The organism is Mesorhizobium sp. B2-5-13, from assembly GCF_006440535.1.
Lineage (GTDB): Bacteria > Pseudomonadota > Alphaproteobacteria > Rhizobiales > Rhizobiaceae > Mesorhizobium > Mesorhizobium salmacidum.
On record NZ_VFUI01000006.1, the window covers coordinates 316,143 to 334,719 of the forward strand.

The following is an 18,577-nucleotide window of genomic DNA, read 5'->3' on the forward strand; positions in this document are numbered from 1 at the left end:
TCAATATGCCGACGAAGGGTCATCAGAAAATTTTTTATTTGGGTAGAGATGCTTCTTCTGCCACTTCAGCCCGTAAAACAGTGTTCCATGTATTCCGTTGACTTCAGTTTTCTTTTGTCGACCCTTATTTAAGGAATCCTGAAATCGTCTGCCTCTCTTACTTCCAACGCGCTTAAAGAAATCTTCAATGAATTCTATATCCTGACCGTTCGGAAACATCAATTCAAAGTCCTCATCCGACACTGCATAGATATTATACGCCGAATTGATGGCTCCATCGATCAATTGAACATTTTTCATTGACGCATTGCTCCCGAAAATCGTGTGGCTCGGCCACAGGATACCAGCAAGCGACCTTACGACTGGCCTACCTTGTCCAGAAACAGCTTTAGCTCGGCTGGGTCCATATGCACGATGTGCCTGTCCTCGGGATAGGCGCCGCCGTTGACGTCGGCGACGAATTCGGAAAATGCCGCCACCCGTTCCGCCTGCAGCCGGTCATACTCGGCGGCGAAGTTGCGATAGACCTTGGAGTGGCGGGGCATGTGACCCCTGTTCTGGCCAAGGATGTCGTCGGCGAACAGATATTGCGCGTCGCAGCCCGTGCCCGCGCCCATCGACAGCATGATCAGCGACGTGCGCTCCGAGATCGCCTTGGCGACCTCGACCGGCACCACCTCGATCTCGGCGCCGATGGCGCCGGCCGCCTCCAGTTGCTTCACCGCCTCGAAGACCTGCATGGCCGTGTCGGCGGACTTGCCGACCGCCTTGAAGCCGCCGGTCCAGGTCGCGCGGGAAGGAATGAGGCCGACATGGCCGATGACGGGAATGGCATCGTCCGCCATCCGCTTGATGGTTGCGTAGCCGGCACTGCAATAGACCGCGTCGGCGCCGGCCTTATAGAGCCGGAAGGCCCAGCGGACGAAATCATCCGCGGTGCCGATTTCGAAGAAATTGTCGCCGGGCATGGTGAACAGGCTGGGTGCCGCATCGCGGTATTGCGGATTGAGCACCAGTTCGGGCGGCACCGAGACGATGTCGACCCCTGCCCGTTCGGCGGCCTCCGCCTCGTCCAGGGTCAGCACCCGCAGCATGGTCAGTTGCCGCTTGCCCTTCATGGCGCGCAAATCGGCGACGGTCGGTCTCTTTCGGCTCATTAAAACGTCCCTCTGTTGGTTACCATCGCGATGCCGATCGGTTGATCATGCCCCCGCTTCAGATCTGGATCATCACCTTACCGGCCTCGACCTTCACCGGATAGGTCGCGAGGTTGACGCAGACCGGCGCGCCCTTGGCCTGGCCGGTCTTGTAATTGAAGCGGCCATTGTGCTTGGGACATTCGATGATGTCGTCCATCACAAGCCCGTTGGCCAGATGCGCCTTTTCATGCGTGCAAAAACCATCGGTGGCGAAGAATTCGTCGTCCGGGGAGCGATAGATCGCGAAGCTCCGCCCACCATGGTCGAAGCGGATGACATCCTCTTCCTCGACATCGTCCACCGCGCAAGCTTCAACCCAATCGGCCATCTCGATCTCCTGCAACCATTCGCGATCGCTATTCGGCCGCCGCCGACATATCGACCTCGTGGAATTCGCCGCGATAGGGCCTCGCCGTCGGCGGCAATTCGCGCTTGAGGTAGTAATCCTCGTATTTCAGCTGCCTGAGCAGGACCGGCCAGACCTCGCGATAGGCATGCCACATCGAGGGATTGGGCGCGGGCAGATCATGCTTGATCAGTTCGTGCAGCCTGGGCAGCGCATGATAGGGCACCATCGGGAACATGTGGTGTTCCACATGATAGTTCATGTTCCAGTAGATGAACCGGCTGATCGGGTTCATGTAGACGGTGCGCGTGTTGAGCCGATGGTCGACGACATTGTCGGCCAAGCCGATATGCTGCAGCAGGCCGGTTGTCACCATGTGCCAGGTGCCGTAGAGGCGCGGCAGACCGATCAGCACCAGCGGTATCCATGACCTCAGCGCGATCGCGAGGGCGATTGTCGCCACATAGATCGCGACGTGCCAGCGGGCGGCGACCACGGCCCTATGCTGTTCCATCTCGGGGATATAGCTCTTCTCCTCGTCCGACAGCGTGCCGAATGCCTGGCGCACCAGCGTCGGCAGCGAATAGCGGAAATCGAGAATGCCGGTGAAGGCAAGCGCGGCCTTCAACAGATCCGGCGGACGCATGACGGCGATCTCGGCATCGCGGCCGACGATGATGGTGTCGGTGTGATGGCGGGCATGGCTCCAGCGCCATTGCACGGGATTGCGCATCAGCATGAACGAGGCGATGTGGTAGACGACATCGCTCATCCAGCGCGTACGGAAGGCCGTGCCATGGCCGCATTCGTGCCAGCGCGAGTCGCTCGACGAGCCGTAGAGCACGCCGTAGACGAACAGGAACGGCACCATCCACCACGAACCCCAGAACCAGACGATACCGGCGGCCGAACCGACGATCGCGACAATCCAGATGACGGTGTCGCGGATCGCCGGCCCGTCGGAACGCTGCATCAGTTCCTTCATCGCCTTGCGTGGGACGTCGGTATGGTACCATTCGGCCGAGGCAAGCCCGGTCTCGATCGCCGCCCTGGTGCTTTCGCCGACAAGGCTGTAGTCGCGCTTCTTTGCCATCGTCGTCACACTGACCTCCAACCGTCGCGCACCGCTGGCAATCCGGTCCGCCGGCCGGAGGACTTGCTTTGGATAAATGTCGCACTCATGTCCTGCCGGCCAGTCTTGGAAAGTTTCCGGAAGGCTGAGGATAATCCTGCGCGGGCTGTCGGGCGATAGCCGCGATCCTGGCTTCGACCGCTGCGATCTCACCGGCGCCATCGAGAACCCGGAACACCGCGTCGTACGCTCGGTTTTCGCCATGCTCCAGCCAGATCATCTCGCCGCGCTCGCGGGCGGCGAGATCACCGAGCACGTGGTGGGTCGATGGCTCTATGCCCAACGCGTACTGCCCGGCCTGGAAATTCTGCCACTGATAGGCACACGGCAACTGGTCCTTGCGCGTCACCAGTTCGAGACCGAGCCCAATACGGTCGTTGACGACGGCCACCGGCACCTCGCCATGGGCATCGGCAGCCATCTCATGCTGCCAGACCTGTTCGCTGAAGCTTGGTTGCGGCGCCGGCACCGTGCGATAGCCGACCCTCTGCGCCTCGTAGCGCTCGCCGGCATGGCCGGCCCAGACGACGTCGCGGATCGGTGCCAGATAGCGGGAGCCCTCATCCAGCAAGGGATGGCTGACATTGACGTGGTAGAAATACATATGCGGCGTGCGGTTGAAGCCGTGATTGACGACACGGTCGGAAAGCCGCATTTCGTTGCCGCCGACATCGGCCTCGATGCGCCGGACGAGATGCAGATCCTCGCCGAACACCGCCGACTGCTGGACGAGGCCTTCGGCCCACAGCACGCAGCGGTCGCCGTCCCAACGCTCGCCATAGCCGGTGAGCCGCGCCGGGATCGTACCGACACGGCCATGCAGCGAATGGAGCACCGTCTTCTTGCCCGGGTAGTTGTAGCTGTCGGCCGGCACGTCTTCGCGGGCCAGAATATGATCGAGGCCACAGGTGACCAGCAGGCCGGAGAAAGAGCGCGCCCAGGCCAACCCCCCTTCCCCTTCATACTCATGCAGGCCGGGATTGCGAAAACCGCTCGGCGAATGCCAGCCGATCGCCTGCCCCCTATAGTCGCAATCGGCGATGTCGAGCGCCCGGTCGACCAGCGCGGTGAAGCGCAGGCCCGAGCCGGTGCGGAATTCGAGCATGCGGATGCCGCGCTCCACACCGTCGCCGAGCGTCATCAGCCGCACGCCGGCGAATTGCGACAGCATGCCTGATCGCTCGGCCACTTGCCGGCGCGACAGCGTCTTGCCGTAAAGCTCTACCATGCGACGCCCTTCACTTTGCCCTCGCCTCCCTGAGCAAGGCCGACATGTCGGCGCCGGTGATGATGCTCTCCACGGTCAGAAGATCGGTGTCGGCGACCGTCTGTTCGGCGACGATCTCGCCCCGCCGCATGACGACGATGCGGTCGGCGACCTGGAAGACATGGTGGATGTTGTGGGTGATGAGCAGCACCGAATGGCCGGCGTCGCGCACCTCCTTGACGAAACGCAGCACGCCGTGGGTTTCCTCGACACCGAGATTGTTGGTCGGCTCGTCGAGGATGATGACCTTGGCGGCAAACTGCATGGCGCGCGAGATGGCGATCGACTGCCGCTCGCCGCCCGACAACGTCGAGACCAGCGCGTCGGCGTCGAGCTTTTTGGAAATGCCAACGCGTTTCAGCAATTCGGAAGCGGCCTTGCGCAACTTTGCAAGATCGAGCGGCGCGAACACGCCGAGCCAACCGAAATTGACCGGCTCGCGGCCGAGGAAAAGATTGCGCGCGATGCTGAGGTCCGGCGCCAGCGACGTGTCCTGGTGGATGGTCTCGATGCCGAGATCCATCGCATCGCGCGTCGAGCGGATCGAGACCTTCTCGCCACGCACAAAGATATCGCCCCGGTCGACAGGGAACACGCCCGAGATCGCCTTGATCAGCGTCGATTTGCCCGCGCCATTGTCGCCAAGCAGCGCCACCACCTCGCCTTCCCGCAGTGTCAGCGAGGCATTCTTCAGCGCCCGCACGCTACCGAAGGACTTTTGCAGGTTCTGCAGCCGAAGTACTTCTTGCATCATCGTCAGCCCCTTGCGGCGTTCTTCTGCAGCAAAGCGTGCAGGATGAGCATGGCGAGGATGATAAGGCCGACGAAGATGTTGTAGGCGAGCCCCGGCACGCCAATCAGCACGATGCCGTTTCGGATGGCACGCAGCATCAGCGCGCCGACGATTGTGCCGAGGATCGTGCCGCGTCCGCCGGTCAGCGCCGTGCCGCCGACCACCACCATAGCGATCACCTCCAGCTCATAGCCGGTGCCGGCCACCGGCGAGGCGGCCGAGATGCGGAAGGCGCTGATCATGCCGGCAAGGCCGGCCAGCACCGAGGTCGCGATGAACAGCCAGATCTTCACGGTGTCGGCGGGAACGCCGCGCGCCACCGCCGCGTTGCGATTAGAACCGATGGCGCTGATCCAGTTGCCGAGCTTGGCGTAACGCAGGATGTAGATGGCAAACAGCGACAGGCCGATGAACCACCACAGCGAGGTATAGAAGCGGAACGAACCGATGTTGAAGCTGCCGGCGAGCAGCGTCACGAAGAAGCCCGGCTGGTCCCAGGATTTCAGCGGAAAGCCTTGCGTGATGTAGAGTGCTGCCCCGCGCACGACGAGCAGCATCGACAGCGTCACCAGGAAGGAGGAAATGCCGATCTTGGTGACGATCAGCCCGTTGATCGCGCCGATCGAGATGCACAGCACTAGTCCGGCCAGAAGCGCGACACCTATATCCACGCCGCCATTCTGCACCAGCAGCATCACCACCACTGGCGCCAGTCCAAACACGGCGCCTACCGAAAGATCGAATTCGCCTGCCGTCAAAAGCAGTGTCATGCCGAGCGCGATGATCCCGAGCTCGGGCAGGAATGCCATCATGTTGGAGATGTTGAGCGGCGACAGGAAATTGGCGTCGGCGGCAGCGAACACCGCCAGCAAAATGATGAGGATGACGAAGGAGGAGAATTGCGGCGAGCGCATCAGGCGCGATCTGCCCTTCACTCTCGGCGCGTCGTCTTCTGCGGCAATTGTCATGACTGCTTGGACCATGCTTGAAAGACGCCCGCCGCCTTGGCAGCGGGCGCTGGTTTTCTCATTTCTTGTCGTAGAGTTTCAGGATCGGCTCGACGCTGGAGGCATCGTAGAGACCGAAAGTGTGGACGTCGTAGCCGATCGGCTCGCCAGAGGCGGCAAGCCCGAGCAGCGCCACCGGCATGAAACCTTGCGCCGACGGGTACTGCCAGGCGGCGGCGTTGACGAAGCCGTCCTTGACGGCCTGCGCCGTCTCCTTGGAATTGCCCCAGCCGACGACCGGGATCTTGCCTGCCGGCACACCGGCGCCATCGAAGACGCGCTTGACGCTGGCCGCCACGGAATCGCCGAGCGCGATGATCGCCGGCGGATTGTTGGCGACCATGTAGTCGGTCATCTTGGCGATGATGCCAGCCGGATCGGTGCCGCAGTCAACCACGTCATATTTGATCCCCAACGGATCGAAAACACTGGCGATGCCCTCGGTCTCGAGTTGCTGGTAGCTGGCGCCGGGAACCTCGACCGGCAGGAAGACCTTGTCGCCCTGCTTCACCATCTTTTGGTCCACCAGATATTTGGCCCAGGTGACGCCGGCTTCCCTTAGGTCGGCCCCGACATAGGCCTGGCGTCCTGTCGCTGGATCGTCGGTGTTGAAGAACACGATCGGGATGCCGGCCGCCTTTGCCGCTTTCACCTCTTCGGTCCAAAGGCCGGGCTGCGCCGACGTCGTGGCGATGCCGTCGGGCTTGGCGGCAAGCGCCGAGTTGAAGGCCTCCTTTTGCGCCGCCATGTCGCCGCCGCTGAAGGAGATCTTGCAGGTCACCTTGAGTTGGTCGCAGGCCTTGGTCGCGCCGGCGTTCCAGTCGATCCAGAACGCATCCGACGGACCGCCATGCGACAAGAGATAGAAGGTCTTCTGGCCGTCCTGCGCCTGCGCCGCCGTGCCAAGGGCAACGCCGGCGAGCACTGTCGCGGCGGCCGCCAATTTCAATGCGAATTTCAACATTCTTTCCTCCCTTGTTTGAAGCCGCTCCGCCGTGCATCGGGCGGCGCGGCCGGCCATCACAGACCGTTGGCGCGGAATTTTCCGTCAAGGAATGTCTTGGCGCGCGGTACGTCGTCCTCCGACAGATGCTCGATGATCACAGGGATGTTCGGATGCTTCTCGGCCAGCCGCTGGAGATAGAGGTCGTAGTTCAGCGAACCGAGGCCGGGCGCCGGCAGTTCGATCTCGCCAACGCCGCGGAAGGTGTGGCTTTCCATCGCGTCGGCGTCGCCGATGTCGGCATGCTTCTCCGACTTGTCGTCGCCCGAGCGCTTGACGTCCTTGGCGTGCGCGATCTTGATCTTGTCGGTCAGCGTGTCGAACACCTGGTTCAGGATCTGATCCATCCGGTCGATGTTGTGGGTCTCGAAATAATTGGTCGGGTCCATTAGAAGGCCGAGGCCGGGATGGTCGACCTGCGCGAACATCTTCACCGTCTCCTCGACCGAGCCGACGACGTTGTTGACATAGGTTTCGAGCAGGAACACCGCACCGTGGTCATAGGCCGTCTGGGCGAGGTCCGCGATCACCTTGCGGCACTCCTCGAACCCTTCCTCGGTCTTGTTCTTGGGGTGATGCACCCAGTCGGATTCCGTGTTGTAGGTGCCGGTTTCCGAAATCACGTAAGGCGAGCCAAACGCGCGCGCATTGCGGATGATCTCCTTGAGATAACCGACGCGCTTCTCGCGTTCGGCCTTGTCGGGATGAATGATGTTGGTGTAGCCCGACACGCAGCAGACCGGCAGGTTGTGGTCGCGGAAGACGTCGCGCACCTTCTTGGCCTTGTCCTTGGTGATCTGGCCGGCCGACAGGTCGACATCCCTGAAATGCAGGTCGAGCTGCACCGTGTTGAAACCGAGCCCGCGGATTTTCTTCGCCGTCTCTTCGAGACCGTACGGGAAATAGCCCGTGAAAATGCCTGCCTGCATCATGATGTGAATTCCTCCCAGTAAGCGATTCAGTTGCCAGTGATTTCAGCTGCCGGTGATTTCAGCTGCCGGTGATTTCAGCTGCCAGTGATTTCAGCTGATTGAGTTGGTCGAGATTTCGGAGAGCTTGACGGTGCGGCCCGACGCGATCGAGCGGTAGCCCGCCTCGACCAGCGCCATGGTCTTGACGTTGTCGGCGACGGTTAGCGCCGGCGGCGTGCCGGTCTTCACGGCGTGCTGCAACTGCTCCATCACGCCGATGAAGGCATGCGGGAACCACATCGTCTCCCAGCTTGGGCTGATCCATTCGCCGCCGGTCGTGTCGGCCGAGGCGTAAGTCAGTGTCGAGGCAGCACCCGTCGGCCAGCCGATCGTGCCCTTGGCAACGCCCTTGGTGCCGTCGACCCGCCAGTTGATGTGCTGATCGTCCTTGTAGCCGTCCTGGCGCGGACCCGACCATACGTCCTCCAGCGATACGGCGAGCACGCCGGACGGGAAGCGCAGGGTCGAGACGGTGATGCCGTCGGAATGGTCGAATGTCGTTCGCGGATCCTTGCGCGTCAGCGTCGTGATCTCGTCGGGATCGCCGAACAGGAAGCGCAGCACGTCGAGGTGATGCACGCTCATATTGGCGAGTGTCAGCCGGCCATAGCCCTGAAGGAAGGTCTGCCAGTGCGGGATGGCATGCATGTCGATCTGCGCGAAGACGATGTCGCCGAGCGCGCCGCTCTCGATGATCTGCTTCAACACGCGCATCGACTGGTCGTAGCGCATGTTCTGGTTGACCGAGAGGATCTTGCCGGCCTTCGCCGCCTCGTCGCGCAGCCTGACGGCTTCCTCGACCGACAGCGCCAGAGGCTTCTGTGCCAGGATCCCCTTGATGTGGCTCTGCTTCAGCGCATGGCGGATCAGCGCCGGCTGCTGGTCGGGCGGAAAGGCGAGGTCGATGATGTCGACGTTTGCATCCTCGATCAGCTGTTCCGGTGTGTCGTGGACCGTCGGGATGTTCCAACGGTCGGCGACCTTTTGCGCATTCGCCTTGGTGCGCGAGGCGATCGCCACCACCAGGAATCCCGCCTCCTTGTAGGCAGCCAAATGGCACTCGGCCATGATCATGCCGGCGCCGACGCAGCCGATCCGGTATTCCTTCGTGCGGACCTTCACATCCGGCTCGAAGCCCTTGTCTGTCATGCCTTCCTCCCGAAATCCTGTCCTCGCGCCGCATTCATCTTGCCAACGCGCCTCCGCCCTGTCCGAAATAATGCACCCGTGCCGGCTCGCAGGATATTGCCACCATCGCGTCAGGCCTGATGTCAGACTGGCCGCGCAGCAAGGCCTTCAGCCGCGCCTGCCCGGCGGCGAGCGTCACCACGGTGTAGCCGCCAAGCGGCTCGACCTCGAACACCCGCGCCGGGCGACCCGAGCTCGCCTTCTCATTGCCGCTCCAAGGTTTGACCTTGATATCCTCCGGCCTCAGCCCGATCTCAACGGCGTCGGCCGGCGCCGCGCGGTCAGCGATGCTGAGCGCACCTTCGGCGGCCTCGACACTGCCCTCGCCGCGAACGGATTTAAGGATATTCATGACAGGCGAACCGAGCAGCCGCGCCACATAAGTGCTGGCCGGGCGGTCATAGATCTCGGCCGGCGCGCCGATCTGCCTGATACGGCCATTGTCCAGTATGGCGATGCGGTCGGCGATCGACATCGCCTCTTCCTGGTCGTGGGTGACATAGATCAGCGTCTTGCCGAGCTCGCGCTGGATGCGCTTCAGCTCGACGCGCGTTTCCTCGCGCAACCTTGCGTCGAGCGCCGAGATCGGATCGTCCATCAGATAGGCATTGGGATCGCGCACCAGCGCACGCGCGATCGCCACGCGCTGCCGCTCGCCGCCCGAAAGCTGCGCCGGCGGCTTGTGCAGGATATGGCTGATATGCAGCTTGGCCGCGACGTCAGCGACGCGTTTCTTGATATCGAGCTCGGCGACCCGGCGCTCGACCAGCGGGAAGCGGACATTGTCGAGCGCGCTCATATGCGGGAACAGCGCCAGGTTCTGGAACACCATGGCGACGTTGCGCTCGGCCGGCGACACCGCGTTGACCGGCTTGCCGCCGATGAGGATTTCGCCGGCATCCGGCGTTTCCAGCCCGAGCACCAGGCGCAGGATTGTCGACTTGCCCGACAGCGGCGGCCCGAAGAAGCAGAAGAACTCGTTGTCGTTGACGGTGAACGAGGCGTCATCGACGGCAAGCGTCGTGCCGTAGCGTTTGGTGACATTGCGGAAGACGATGTCGGCCATGGTTCAGCCCGCCCTCATCGCTACGCCGCTGGCGGCGTCGAAGACGCGCACCGATGACGCCGTGGGCGCGACGACTGCGGTTTGCCCGATCGACAACCCGACATCATTGTCGAACACCGCTTTCACGGCGCCCTCGCCCTGGCCGAGATGAACGATGGTGCGCGCGCCGATGCGCTCGACGAAGGTGACATGCATGGCCAGCCCGCGCCCGTCTTGCGCCAGGGTCACCTCTTCCGGCCGGAAGCCGTAGAGAACCTCGCCGCGTGCGCCGCGCAAGCTGGTCGCCAGCTCGTCCGGCAGCGGCGGTGTGACACCCAGAGGCCCGAGATCGACGACCAGACCCCGGTCACTCTCCGCCGGTCTGCCCTTGAGCAGGTTCATGCCCGGCGCGCCGATGAAACGGGCGACGAAGACATTGGCCGGATTGTTGTAGACCTCGAGCGGCGTGCCGACCTGCTGCAGCACGCCGTGGTCCATCACGGCGATGCGGTCGGCCATGGTCATGGCTTCGAGCTGGTCGTGGGTGACGTAGACCATCGTCTGCCTGAACTGGCGCTGCAGCTGTTTCAGCTCGGTGCGCATGACCGCGCGGAAGGCCGCGTCGACATTGGACAGCGGCTCGTCGAGCAGGAAGATCGCCGGCTCCATGATCGCCGACCGGCCGATCGCCACGCGCTGCAATATGTTGACCGAGAGCCGGTCGGCCCTGCGGTCGAGCAGCGGCGTCAGTTGCAGCAGCTCGGCGATCGCGCCGACGCGGCGGTCGATCTCGGCCTTGGCTGCACCGCGCATCCTCGGCCCGTAGGCAAGGTTCTGGCGCACTGTCATGTGGGTGAAGATGGCATAGTTCTGGAACACGAAGCCAACGCCGCGCCGGCCCATCGGCACGCCGGCCATGTCGCGTTCGCCAAACAGGATCTTGCCGCTGGTCGGCTCCTCCATGCCGGCGATCATGTTCATCGTCGTCGACTTGCCGCAGCCGGACGGCCCGAGCAGCGCCATGAACTCGCCGTCTGCGATGTCGAGGTCCATCGTCTTCAGCGCCGCGAAGTTGCCGAATGTCTTGGTGAGGTGCTTGAGCTGGATCGTGCTCATGCCGGCACCTGCCTTGCCCGCGCCATGCGCTTCATGGCGAACACGGCAACGATGGAGAGCACGACCAGAATGGCCAGCGCGATCGCCGCCACATAGCCCCAGATCAGGTCCTGCGTGGTGACCTTGTAGATGTAGACGGAGATCGTCTCGGTGGCGACACCGGGCCCGCCGCCGGTCATGATGTAGAGTGTGTCGAAGATCTTGAAGTTCTCGATCACTCTTATCGCCAGCGCGATGATGATGATCGTCTTCATTTTCGGCAGCACGATGGTGATAAAGCGCTGCCAGGGATTGGCGCCGAGCAAGGTCGCCGCCTTGATCTGGTCCTCCGGCACGCCGACCAGGCCGGCAAGCAGGATCAAAAACATCAGCGGCGTCCACTGCCAGATGTCGGCGATCATCACCGCGATGAGCGCCAGGGTCGGGTCCGACAGCCAGGCGATGGTGACGCGTGTGCCGGATATGACCGACAGGATGTCGTTCACCGGGCCGCCCGACTGGAACAGCATGAAGAACATATAGCCGGCCACCGCCGGCACCACCATCATCGGCATCAGCAGGATCGAATAGAAGATGCGCTTGCCGGGAAAATCGTCGGCGAACAGCGTCGCCAGCGCGAGGCCCAACAGGAATTCCGCCGGCACGCAGACGATCATGACAATGGCCGTGCGCTTCAGCGCGCTCCAGAACCGTGCGTCGGCGGCGAGATCGGTGTAGTTGGCAAAACTGTTCCACATCTCCCAGGCGTTCCACCAGCCGAGGCCCGAAAGCGGCGACCAGTCGGTGACGCTGATGTAGAGCTGCATCAAGAGCGGAAAGGCCGAGATGAACAGCACCAGGATCTGCGCCGGCAAGGTCAGCCGAAAGCCCAACCGCATGCCCTCGTCGCGCAGGGCTGGCCTGCCGCGCGCGGCGCTCATCTCGTCCTCCGAAATCGTTACGGTCACGGCGCTCATTGCTTGAGCGCTCCGAAAGTCAGCCCGCGCACCAGATGGCGCTGGATGGCGATGCCCATGATGACCGGCGGCACGGCGGCAACGAGCCCAAGCGCCGCCTTGGCGCCGTAGAGCTGGCCGGTCATCGAGGACGACAGCGAGGCCATGTAGACCGGGATCGTCACCCATTCGCGCGTCGTGAGCAGCAACGCGATCAGATAGTCCGACCAGTTGAGGATGAAGACGAAGAGGGCAGCGCTCGCCAGCGGCGCGCGCATCATCGGCAGCGTGATGCGGGTGAAGACGCGCAGCCGCGAGCAGCCCTCGACAAGGGCGGCCTCCTCGATCTCGCGCGGCATGTCGTCGAAGAAGGTCTTCATCAGCCAAAAGGCGAACGGCAAGGTGACGATGCCGTAGATCAGCGCTAGCCCCCACCAGCTGTCGGTGAAGTTGAGGAATGCCCACATGATCATGACAGGGATCATCACGGCCATCGGCGGAAACAGCCTGAGCTGAATCAGCGCCAACGGCAGGTTCTGGCCGGAGCCGAAGCGCGACAGGCCGTAGGCGGCGGTGGTGCCGGCTGACATGGCGATCGCGGTGCCGAACACCGCCGACAGAAGCGACGACAGGATCGGCTTCAGCGCGGTGCGGTCGAGCGCGACGATCAGATTGTTGGTGGACTCGCCGAATACGAACTGGAAGTTGCTGAGCGTCGGGTTCTTCGGCCACCATGTCAGGTCGGCACCGGTCGCCGACCATTCGGCGATCGGCTTGAAGGCCATGGAGACCATCCACAAGATGGGCACCAGCGTAACAGCCATCGCCGCGAGGATCGCGGCGTAGCGGAATATCTCGAAGGGGACGGAACGCTTCATCTGGCTGCTTTGCTGGTGGCGTCGGTTGCGGAGGGGAAGAACTTTCGCCCCTCCCCTCCGTCTCTGATCCAGGGAGACGGATCAGCTGATCGGATCGAGAACGGTCGGCCAAGCCTCCTTGTTGGTCCTGATGGCTTCGAGCAATTTGTCTTCGCCGATGCGCCGCGCGATCTTCTTCCACTCGGCTTCCGTGTCGGCCATCGCCTGCTCCGACGTCTTGGCTTTGGTCAGCGAGGCCATGAGGTTTTCATCCAGCGCGTTGTGGAAGGCGGTGGCGCCGGGATAGTTGATGGTTGGTACCGTGCGGGCGACCGTCTCGCGCACCACGTCCATGTGGTATGCATGATAGGTCTGGCGCACCAGCGGATCGGAAAAGTCCGAAAGCCGGAACGGATCGAGATAGCCGCCGGGGTTGGCGCTCATCCAGGCATAGATGCGGGCCGAACCCAGCCATTGCAGCAGGAGATAGGCGACTTCCTGGTTTTTCGACTGCGACGAGACCATGCCGGTCAGTGAGAACCAGAGCACGGAGCGGCTGATCAGCTTGCCGTCGATCTCGCGGCCGGGCGGCAGCATCGAGCCGATCTTGCCGGTGACCTTGGAGTCCTTGTTGCCGGCATTGTCGAGGAATTTCGGCAGGTTGGAGAAGGCGCAGGTCATCGCCGTGCCGCCCTTGGCGAAATTGCCGTATTGCTCGGGCCAGCCCCATGAAATGGCGTCCGGCGAATGATGGGCAAGCGATTCAACATATTCGTTGGTGGCGGCGATGCCATGTTCGGAATTGATCAGCGGCTTGCCGTCGTCGCCGAACAGGAACTGGTTGGGCGAGGCCATCGAGACATAGCGCTGGTACCAGTTGGTGTAGCCCCAGCCCTGGTTGCGCAGGTCGGTGGATCCGAACAGGCCCTTGTCCGGGCGCTGGAAGAAGGCAGCGATATCGCCGTGCTGCTTCCAGGTTTTCGGCGGCGCCAGATCATAGCCGTATCTGTCCTTGAAGGCCTTCTTCTCGGCTTCGTCGCCGAACAGATCGGTGCGGTAGACCCAGGTCTGGAAGTCGCCGTCCAGCGACACGCCATAGTTCGAGCCGCGATATTTGTTGAGCAGCGACACGCCCTTGGCACCGTCGACATAGCCTGTCTTGGGATCGTCCCATTCGGGCTTGTACTGGGCGACGAAATCGTCGAGCTTGGCGATGCCGCCGGTCTCGGCGAGATCGCCAAGGCGGTTCCACTCGGTCGAATAGATATCGTAGGCCCCACCCTTGGTGGAGATGTCCTGCATGGTCTTGGTGAATTCCTGACCATTCGGCAGGCCGACGATCTCGATCGGGATGCCGGTTTCCTTTTCCCAGAGCTCCTTGATCGACGGCGCGCCGGCAGGGAAAGGCTGGGTGAGCTGGCCGATCGAGCCGTCCGACAGGCCAAGCACGATCTTGGCCGGCGCCTTGCCGGCGCCCTTCAGCGCCTTGGCGGCCTCGACGGCGCGACCCTCAGGCGTGTTGGCGCCATACTGGTAGCGCTCGGCGCCGTCGAAGCCGGTCGGCCCACCGATCATGCCGGGCGCCAGGGCATCGGCAGCATAAGCGCGGCCGGGACGGATGAATTGGGGTGCAATACCTGCAGCGGCTACGAATACCGCCGCCTTTCCTCCGGACGCCAGCAACCGGCGCCGCGAGATGCGGATCAGATCAGACATTGGAATTCCTCCCTCAGGCCCAATGTTTCCTCCACGAGCCCATGAGGGATATTGACGGCACTATCGGAAGGCTGTCAACATCATAAATAATCAAAATACCTCACAACATGGCAACGAAGCAGGGAAATGCACCATACCGGGATTCCTATACCTCTCCAGATGCCTCGATCTGATGGGAAATGTGTTTCCTTTCCCTGCATGATCGTACCGGGCGACTCGATTTTAGCCCAATGGCTTGCGCATCGGCTAAGGCCGGATACATCATTTCCCATCAGAATCGCGGATAACGAGGGCTGACGTCATCAGGCCTGCAGCCGGCATTGCTTGATCTTGATGCATTAGGAGATGAAAGACGGTGCGTTCCACCCTGACTGACATAGCCCGGGAAGCCGGCGTCTCCGCCGCCACCGTTGACCGCGTGCTCAACAACCGCCCCGGCGTGCGGGCTCGCACGCGCGAGGTCGTGCTCGAAATGGCGCAGCGCCTCGGCTACATCGCCGAGAGCCCAAACGGAGCGTCGCTGCGACCCATGCCCGGCGAGATCATCCGGCTCGACTTCGCGCTGCCGGCGGGCACCAATTCCTTCATCAAGATGCTGCACCACCACATCGAGGCGCAGGCCCTGGCGCGCCCCGATCTCGACGTCCATATCGCCACCATAGAGGGCTTCAATCCCGACCGGCTCGCCCGCCTGCTGCAGGATCTGCGCGGCCAGACGCAAGGCGTCGGCGTCATCGCACTCGACCATCCGACGGTGCGTGAAGCGATCCGCTCGCTGTCGGCCAACGACGTCAAGGTGGTGACCATCGCCTCAGACATTCTGCATGTGCCGAGGGTCGCCTATATCGGCATCGACAACCGCGCCGCCGGGCGGCTGGCCGGCTATCTGCTCAACCGTTTCATGGGTTCTGGGCGCCCCGGCAAGGTGGCGCTGTTCGCCGGCTCGCTCTCCTATCGCGGCCATGAGGAACGAGAGATGGGCTTCCGGCACATATTGACAGAGGAATCGCCCAATCTCGAGATCGTCGAGATGCGCGAAATGCTCGATGATCGCGAAAAAGCCTATTCGGAGGCGTCGGCCCTTCTGGAACGGCATCCCGACCTTGCCGCGATCTACAATGTCGGCGCCGGCAACACCGGCATCGCGCGCGCGCTCAAGGAGCGCGGCCGTGCGCAATCCATGGTTTTCCTCGGCCACGAGGCGACGGACGGCACCAAGGAACTGCTGCTCGACGGCACGCTCGACGCGGTCATCGACCAGAATCCGCGCGTCGAGGCCCGCGAGGCGCTCAACATCCTGACCCATGCGGTCAGGGGCCAAACCTATGAGCTGCACCAGCCGAGGCTGCAGGTAATCTTCAAGGAGAACATCCCGGAGATTTGACCGATCCAGACGAGCGGGCCTATTTTAGGGCGCCGCGCGGCTCGACGCTTCGGTCTACTGAACGACAGCGACTTCCGCCTCCGCGGCATTGACAAAGCTTTTGTCGACCCATTTGCCGTAGTCGATCGAGCCTTTCAAAAGCCCGGCACTTGCCATGAATTTTTCCTCGCCCTTCAGAGCTTCGATCGCGTCGTCGGTGAGTTTTGGATCCTGGTGAAACACCCCACCGGCATAGGTCTTGCGTACGGATTTTTCCGACGACTTGGTCGCCTCCACAAGGTTTTTGATCGTCTCGTCGGGATGAGCGTCGGCCCATCGTGAAATCTCGATATCGACTTTCAGCAGCCGCTTGACGAGGTCGGGATGATTGGCGGCGAAGGCGCCGTTGACGGATATGACGTCGGGCACGTTCCATTCCGGATGTGTGCCGGTGTCGAAAAGGACGCGGGCCTCGCCGGTATCGACCAGCTTGGCCGCCGTCGAATCCGTCTCGACAATGGCGTCGATCGTATTGACGAGGAGAAAGAACACCGAGGAATAGAAGGTGATTGCCACCTTCGCGGCCGGCTTGCACAGGCCGAGCCGCCAGCGCCTCGATACCTGGACATTTACGGTCAACCGGGCAGCTTAGAATATCGTGCCAATGTTTCGGGCCAAGCCGGCAAGTATTCGAGAGAAGGCGGTCTTGGAAGAAATGAGATTTGGGAAGGAAAAACGGCTCTCGAAGCGGCGACTTTCACCCGCAACGTTCGCGCCAACCTTCATCGGGAATGCAGGTTCCTAGACCTTGCGAATGATCGCTCCACCATCCTCACCAACACCGATGAAGATCCGATCACCGGAAACGATCTCCGCAACCCCGCAGACCACCAGCGGCATGCTGATCCCGTAGAGGAACTCGGCGACGATGGCGCCGACGGCCAGGATCGGGTCCGGCCGCTCCAACAAAATACCCGCGGGCGCCGTGCCTCTGCGGATCGCCTCGGCCAAGACCGAGGATGAGGATGACGATCCCCGACCGCTTGGCATGATGAGGACCCTGCCAGCGACATTCTGGCCAAGGCCCGGATGCGAACGATCTACGATATTGCCGGTCTCGGCATCGATGCCGCCCCAGAAGCTGAGCGGCTGCGAAAACACCAAAGCCTCCCCCTCGGCGGCGCCGGTCAGCTGGAATGTCCCTGCTCTTTCAACCACCTTCACTTCAATCGGCTGCGTCATGACACACCCCGCACGACATGGCCGGCTGCGGCGGACTGGATGCAGTCCTTCATATCGGCGAAGGCGACGGTCACACCGATATTGCCCGGCGCGTAATGCGCCCATTTGCCGGAATTGGTCATCACCACGCCGTCGAGCCGCTCGAGGATCGAGGTGACGTAGGTGCAGGTGTCGGCGACCGGGATCAGGCCGAACGCCTCCATGCCGTCGAGCGACCCTTCCTCCCGCAGCCGGCTCAGCGTCGCGCGGCCCGTATTGACATAGATCGGAATGCCCCTGTCAGGCGCGACCGCACGCAGCAGCGGCAGCAAGCGCATCCATTCGTCATGCGAGAAATGCGGCGTGCCCAGCGACACGGCGCGGAGCGGCGCGCCATCGGGCACCATCGACAGCCTGGACAACGCATGGTCGATGTCGGCACGGTTGATGTGGACAATCTCCTCGGGCACCGTGCCTTGAAAGGCCTCGTCGACGGTTCCGGCCTCCGGCGTGATGCCAACGGCATGGAACAGCGCCACCGCGCCAGTTGTTGCCGCCGCGGCACCAAGCGCTTTCAGCTGATCCTCGTCACGCGGCTTCGGCAGGCCCGCGATCACCGGAACGCGGTCGCCACAGGCTTGCCCGATAATTAGTCCGACGCCGACAAACAGACTGTCGCTCGGCTCTGAACCGGCGTCGAGTTCGAACAGGACACGGCCGCGCCGGTTCTCGCTCAGATGCAGGCCCCAGGCCGGTGCGCGCCCGGTCATGGCGCAGCACAGATCGATGAAATCGCCATAGCGATTGGTGCGCGCGCCGATCACCGAATTGGCAAAGACAATGGCGTTGGATTCCCCCCAGGCGATCTGCTGGCCGAATTCAGGCCGGAAGCGGGTCTGATAAGGCGCGCAGGTGAAGGTCGCCTGGCAGCCAAGCTCCAGATGCGCCTTCATCAACCGCCGCGCCGGCACTTCTTCCGCGACGGTCATCTTCACCATGCCGGGATGGATAAGGTCGAACGAGCCGACATTCAGCGTCGTCGGGACACGCACACGGCCGCCGCCCTCGACCAGCCGTTCGACGAAATCGAGTCCTGCCTTGCCGTGGTAGAGGCAGCCATCGATATGGGCACCGGTGATGTCGAGCAGGCTGCCGGCGCCGATGGCTTTGGAAAAGGCGATGAGGATCTTCATGGCGGCGACGACGGAAGGGCCTTGCTCACTGCCGAGCATGGATTTGTCCAGCGCACTCAGTTCCAAAGTCATCGGTGTGCTCCGGACTCTACCAACCTTTGGCGGGACAGCGCCCCCCTCTGCCTGCCGGGCATCTCCCCCACGAGGGCAGGGGAATCGCATATGGCGTTTTGGGAGTTGAAATTGGTCTGAGAAGAGATTCTTTGGGAAGGCAGTCCAGCGAAG

General features: G+C 62.5%; 19 protein-coding genes. 1 reads left to right on the plus strand and 18 read right to left on the minus strand.

Annotated features, from left to right (window positions below; translation table 11 throughout):
• The 15 genes from FJ434_RS13595 to FJ434_RS13665 all read right to left on the minus strand — a co-directional run bounded on the left by FJ434_RS13595 (nucleotide 1) and on the right by FJ434_RS13665 (nucleotide 14,575).
• Nucleotides 1–300: a hypothetical protein gene (locus FJ434_RS13595; RefSeq protein ID WP_140725492.1), complete on the minus strand. Its 300-nt coding sequence runs from the start codon at nucleotides 298–300 to the stop codon at nucleotides 1–3.
• Nucleotides 301–356: 56 nt separating this feature from the next.
• On the minus strand, nucleotides 357–1,157 hold the full coding sequence (locus FJ434_RS13600; protein WP_140747715.1) for a 3-methyl-2-oxobutanoate hydroxymethyltransferase: 801 nt from the start codon (nucleotides 1,155–1,157) through the stop codon (nucleotides 357–359).
• A gap of 58 nt (nucleotides 1,158–1,215) precedes the next feature.
• Nucleotides 1,216–1,527 (minus strand): MocE family 2Fe-2S type ferredoxin, encoded by a 312-nt coding sequence (locus FJ434_RS13605; protein WP_140747718.1) that lies wholly within the window; start codon nucleotides 1,525–1,527, stop codon nucleotides 1,216–1,218.
• 28 nt (nucleotides 1,528–1,555) lie between these two features.
• A complete protein-coding gene (locus tag FJ434_RS13610; protein ID WP_140747767.1) occupies nucleotides 1,556–2,638 on the minus strand; it encodes a fatty acid desaturase family protein in 1,083 nt (360 codons plus the stop codon).
• An 85-nt stretch (nucleotides 2,639–2,723) separates the two neighbouring features.
• Nucleotides 2,724–3,905: an aldose 1-epimerase family protein gene (locus FJ434_RS13615; RefSeq protein ID WP_140747721.1), complete on the minus strand. Its 1,182-nt coding sequence runs from the start codon at nucleotides 3,903–3,905 to the stop codon at nucleotides 2,724–2,726.
• Between the two features lie 10 nt (nucleotides 3,906–3,915).
• Nucleotides 3,916–4,698, minus strand: a complete 783-nt coding sequence (locus FJ434_RS13620; RefSeq protein ID WP_140747723.1) for an ATP-binding cassette domain-containing protein — start codon at nucleotides 4,696–4,698, stop codon at nucleotides 3,916–3,918.
• 2 nt (nucleotides 4,699–4,700) lie between these two features.
• Nucleotides 4,701–5,705, minus strand: coding sequence for an ABC transporter permease (locus tag FJ434_RS13625; protein WP_246678283.1), 1,005 nt, complete (start codon nucleotides 5,703–5,705; stop codon nucleotides 4,701–4,703).
• Nucleotides 5,706–5,763: 58 nt separating this feature from the next.
• Nucleotides 5,764–6,708: a substrate-binding domain-containing protein gene (locus tag FJ434_RS13630; RefSeq protein ID WP_140747729.1), complete on the minus strand. Its 945-nt coding sequence runs from the start codon at nucleotides 6,706–6,708 to the stop codon at nucleotides 5,764–5,766.
• A gap of 56 nt (nucleotides 6,709–6,764) precedes the next feature.
• Nucleotides 6,765–7,679, minus strand: coding sequence for a sugar phosphate isomerase/epimerase (locus tag FJ434_RS13635; RefSeq protein ID WP_140502282.1), 915 nt, complete (start codon nucleotides 7,677–7,679; stop codon nucleotides 6,765–6,767).
• A gap of 90 nt (nucleotides 7,680–7,769) precedes the next feature.
• Entirely contained in the window at nucleotides 7,770–8,867 is a 1,098-nt protein-coding gene (locus FJ434_RS13640) for a Gfo/Idh/MocA family oxidoreductase (RefSeq protein ID WP_140747732.1), read from the minus strand.
• Nucleotides 8,868–8,901: 34 nt separating this feature from the next.
• Entirely contained in the window at nucleotides 8,902–9,972 is a 1,071-nt protein-coding gene (locus tag FJ434_RS13645) for an ABC transporter ATP-binding protein (RefSeq protein WP_140502279.1), read from the minus strand.
• Nucleotides 9,973–9,975: 3 nt separating this feature from the next.
• On the minus strand, nucleotides 9,976–11,067 hold the full coding sequence (locus FJ434_RS13650) for an ABC transporter ATP-binding protein (protein ID WP_140502278.1): 1,092 nt from the start codon (nucleotides 11,065–11,067) through the stop codon (nucleotides 9,976–9,978).
• Nucleotides 11,064–12,023: a sugar ABC transporter permease gene (locus FJ434_RS13655; protein WP_140747734.1), complete on the minus strand. Its 960-nt coding sequence runs from the start codon at nucleotides 12,021–12,023 to the stop codon at nucleotides 11,064–11,066. The genes FJ434_RS13650 and FJ434_RS13655 overlap by 4 nt, the downstream gene beginning before the upstream one ends.
• Nucleotides 12,020–12,880 carry a carbohydrate ABC transporter permease gene (locus FJ434_RS13660; protein ID WP_140502275.1) on the minus strand — a complete coding sequence of 287 codons (861 nt, stop codon included), beginning with the start codon at nucleotides 12,878–12,880 and terminating at the stop codon, nucleotides 12,020–12,022. The genes FJ434_RS13655 and FJ434_RS13660 overlap by 4 nt, the downstream gene beginning before the upstream one ends.
• 81 nt (nucleotides 12,881–12,961) lie before the next feature.
• The gene (locus FJ434_RS13665; RefSeq protein ID WP_140747736.1) at nucleotides 12,962–14,575 is read right to left on the minus strand and encodes an extracellular solute-binding protein; all 1,614 of its coding nucleotides are present in this window, start codon (nucleotides 14,573–14,575) and stop codon (nucleotides 12,962–12,964) included.
• Between the two features lie 355 nt (nucleotides 14,576–14,930).
• Here FJ434_RS13665 and FJ434_RS13670 point away from each other — a divergent pair, with 355 nt between their 5' ends.
• Nucleotides 14,931–15,959 (plus strand): LacI family DNA-binding transcriptional regulator, encoded by a 1,029-nt coding sequence (locus FJ434_RS13670; RefSeq protein WP_140747738.1) that lies wholly within the window; start codon nucleotides 14,931–14,933, stop codon nucleotides 15,957–15,959.
• Between the two features lie 54 nt (nucleotides 15,960–16,013).
• Here the strand turns inward: FJ434_RS13670 and FJ434_RS13675 are convergent, their stop codons facing one another.
• The 3 genes from FJ434_RS13675 to FJ434_RS13685 all read right to left on the minus strand — a co-directional run bounded on the left by FJ434_RS13675 (nucleotide 16,014) and on the right by FJ434_RS13685 (nucleotide 18,424).
• Nucleotides 16,014–16,577 carry a hypothetical protein gene (locus FJ434_RS13675; RefSeq protein WP_246678284.1) on the minus strand — a complete coding sequence of 188 codons (564 nt, stop codon included), beginning with the start codon at nucleotides 16,575–16,577 and terminating at the stop codon, nucleotides 16,014–16,016.
• Nucleotides 16,578–16,739: 162 nt separating this feature from the next.
• Nucleotides 16,740–17,180 (minus strand): DUF126 domain-containing protein, encoded by a 441-nt coding sequence (locus tag FJ434_RS13680; protein ID WP_140502271.1) that lies wholly within the window; start codon nucleotides 17,178–17,180, stop codon nucleotides 16,740–16,742.
• Entirely contained in the window at nucleotides 17,177–18,424 is a 1,248-nt protein-coding gene (locus tag FJ434_RS13685; RefSeq protein WP_140747741.1) for an aconitase X, read from the minus strand. The genes FJ434_RS13680 and FJ434_RS13685 overlap by 4 nt, the downstream gene beginning before the upstream one ends.
• Nucleotides 18,425–18,577 lie beyond the last annotated feature (153 nt).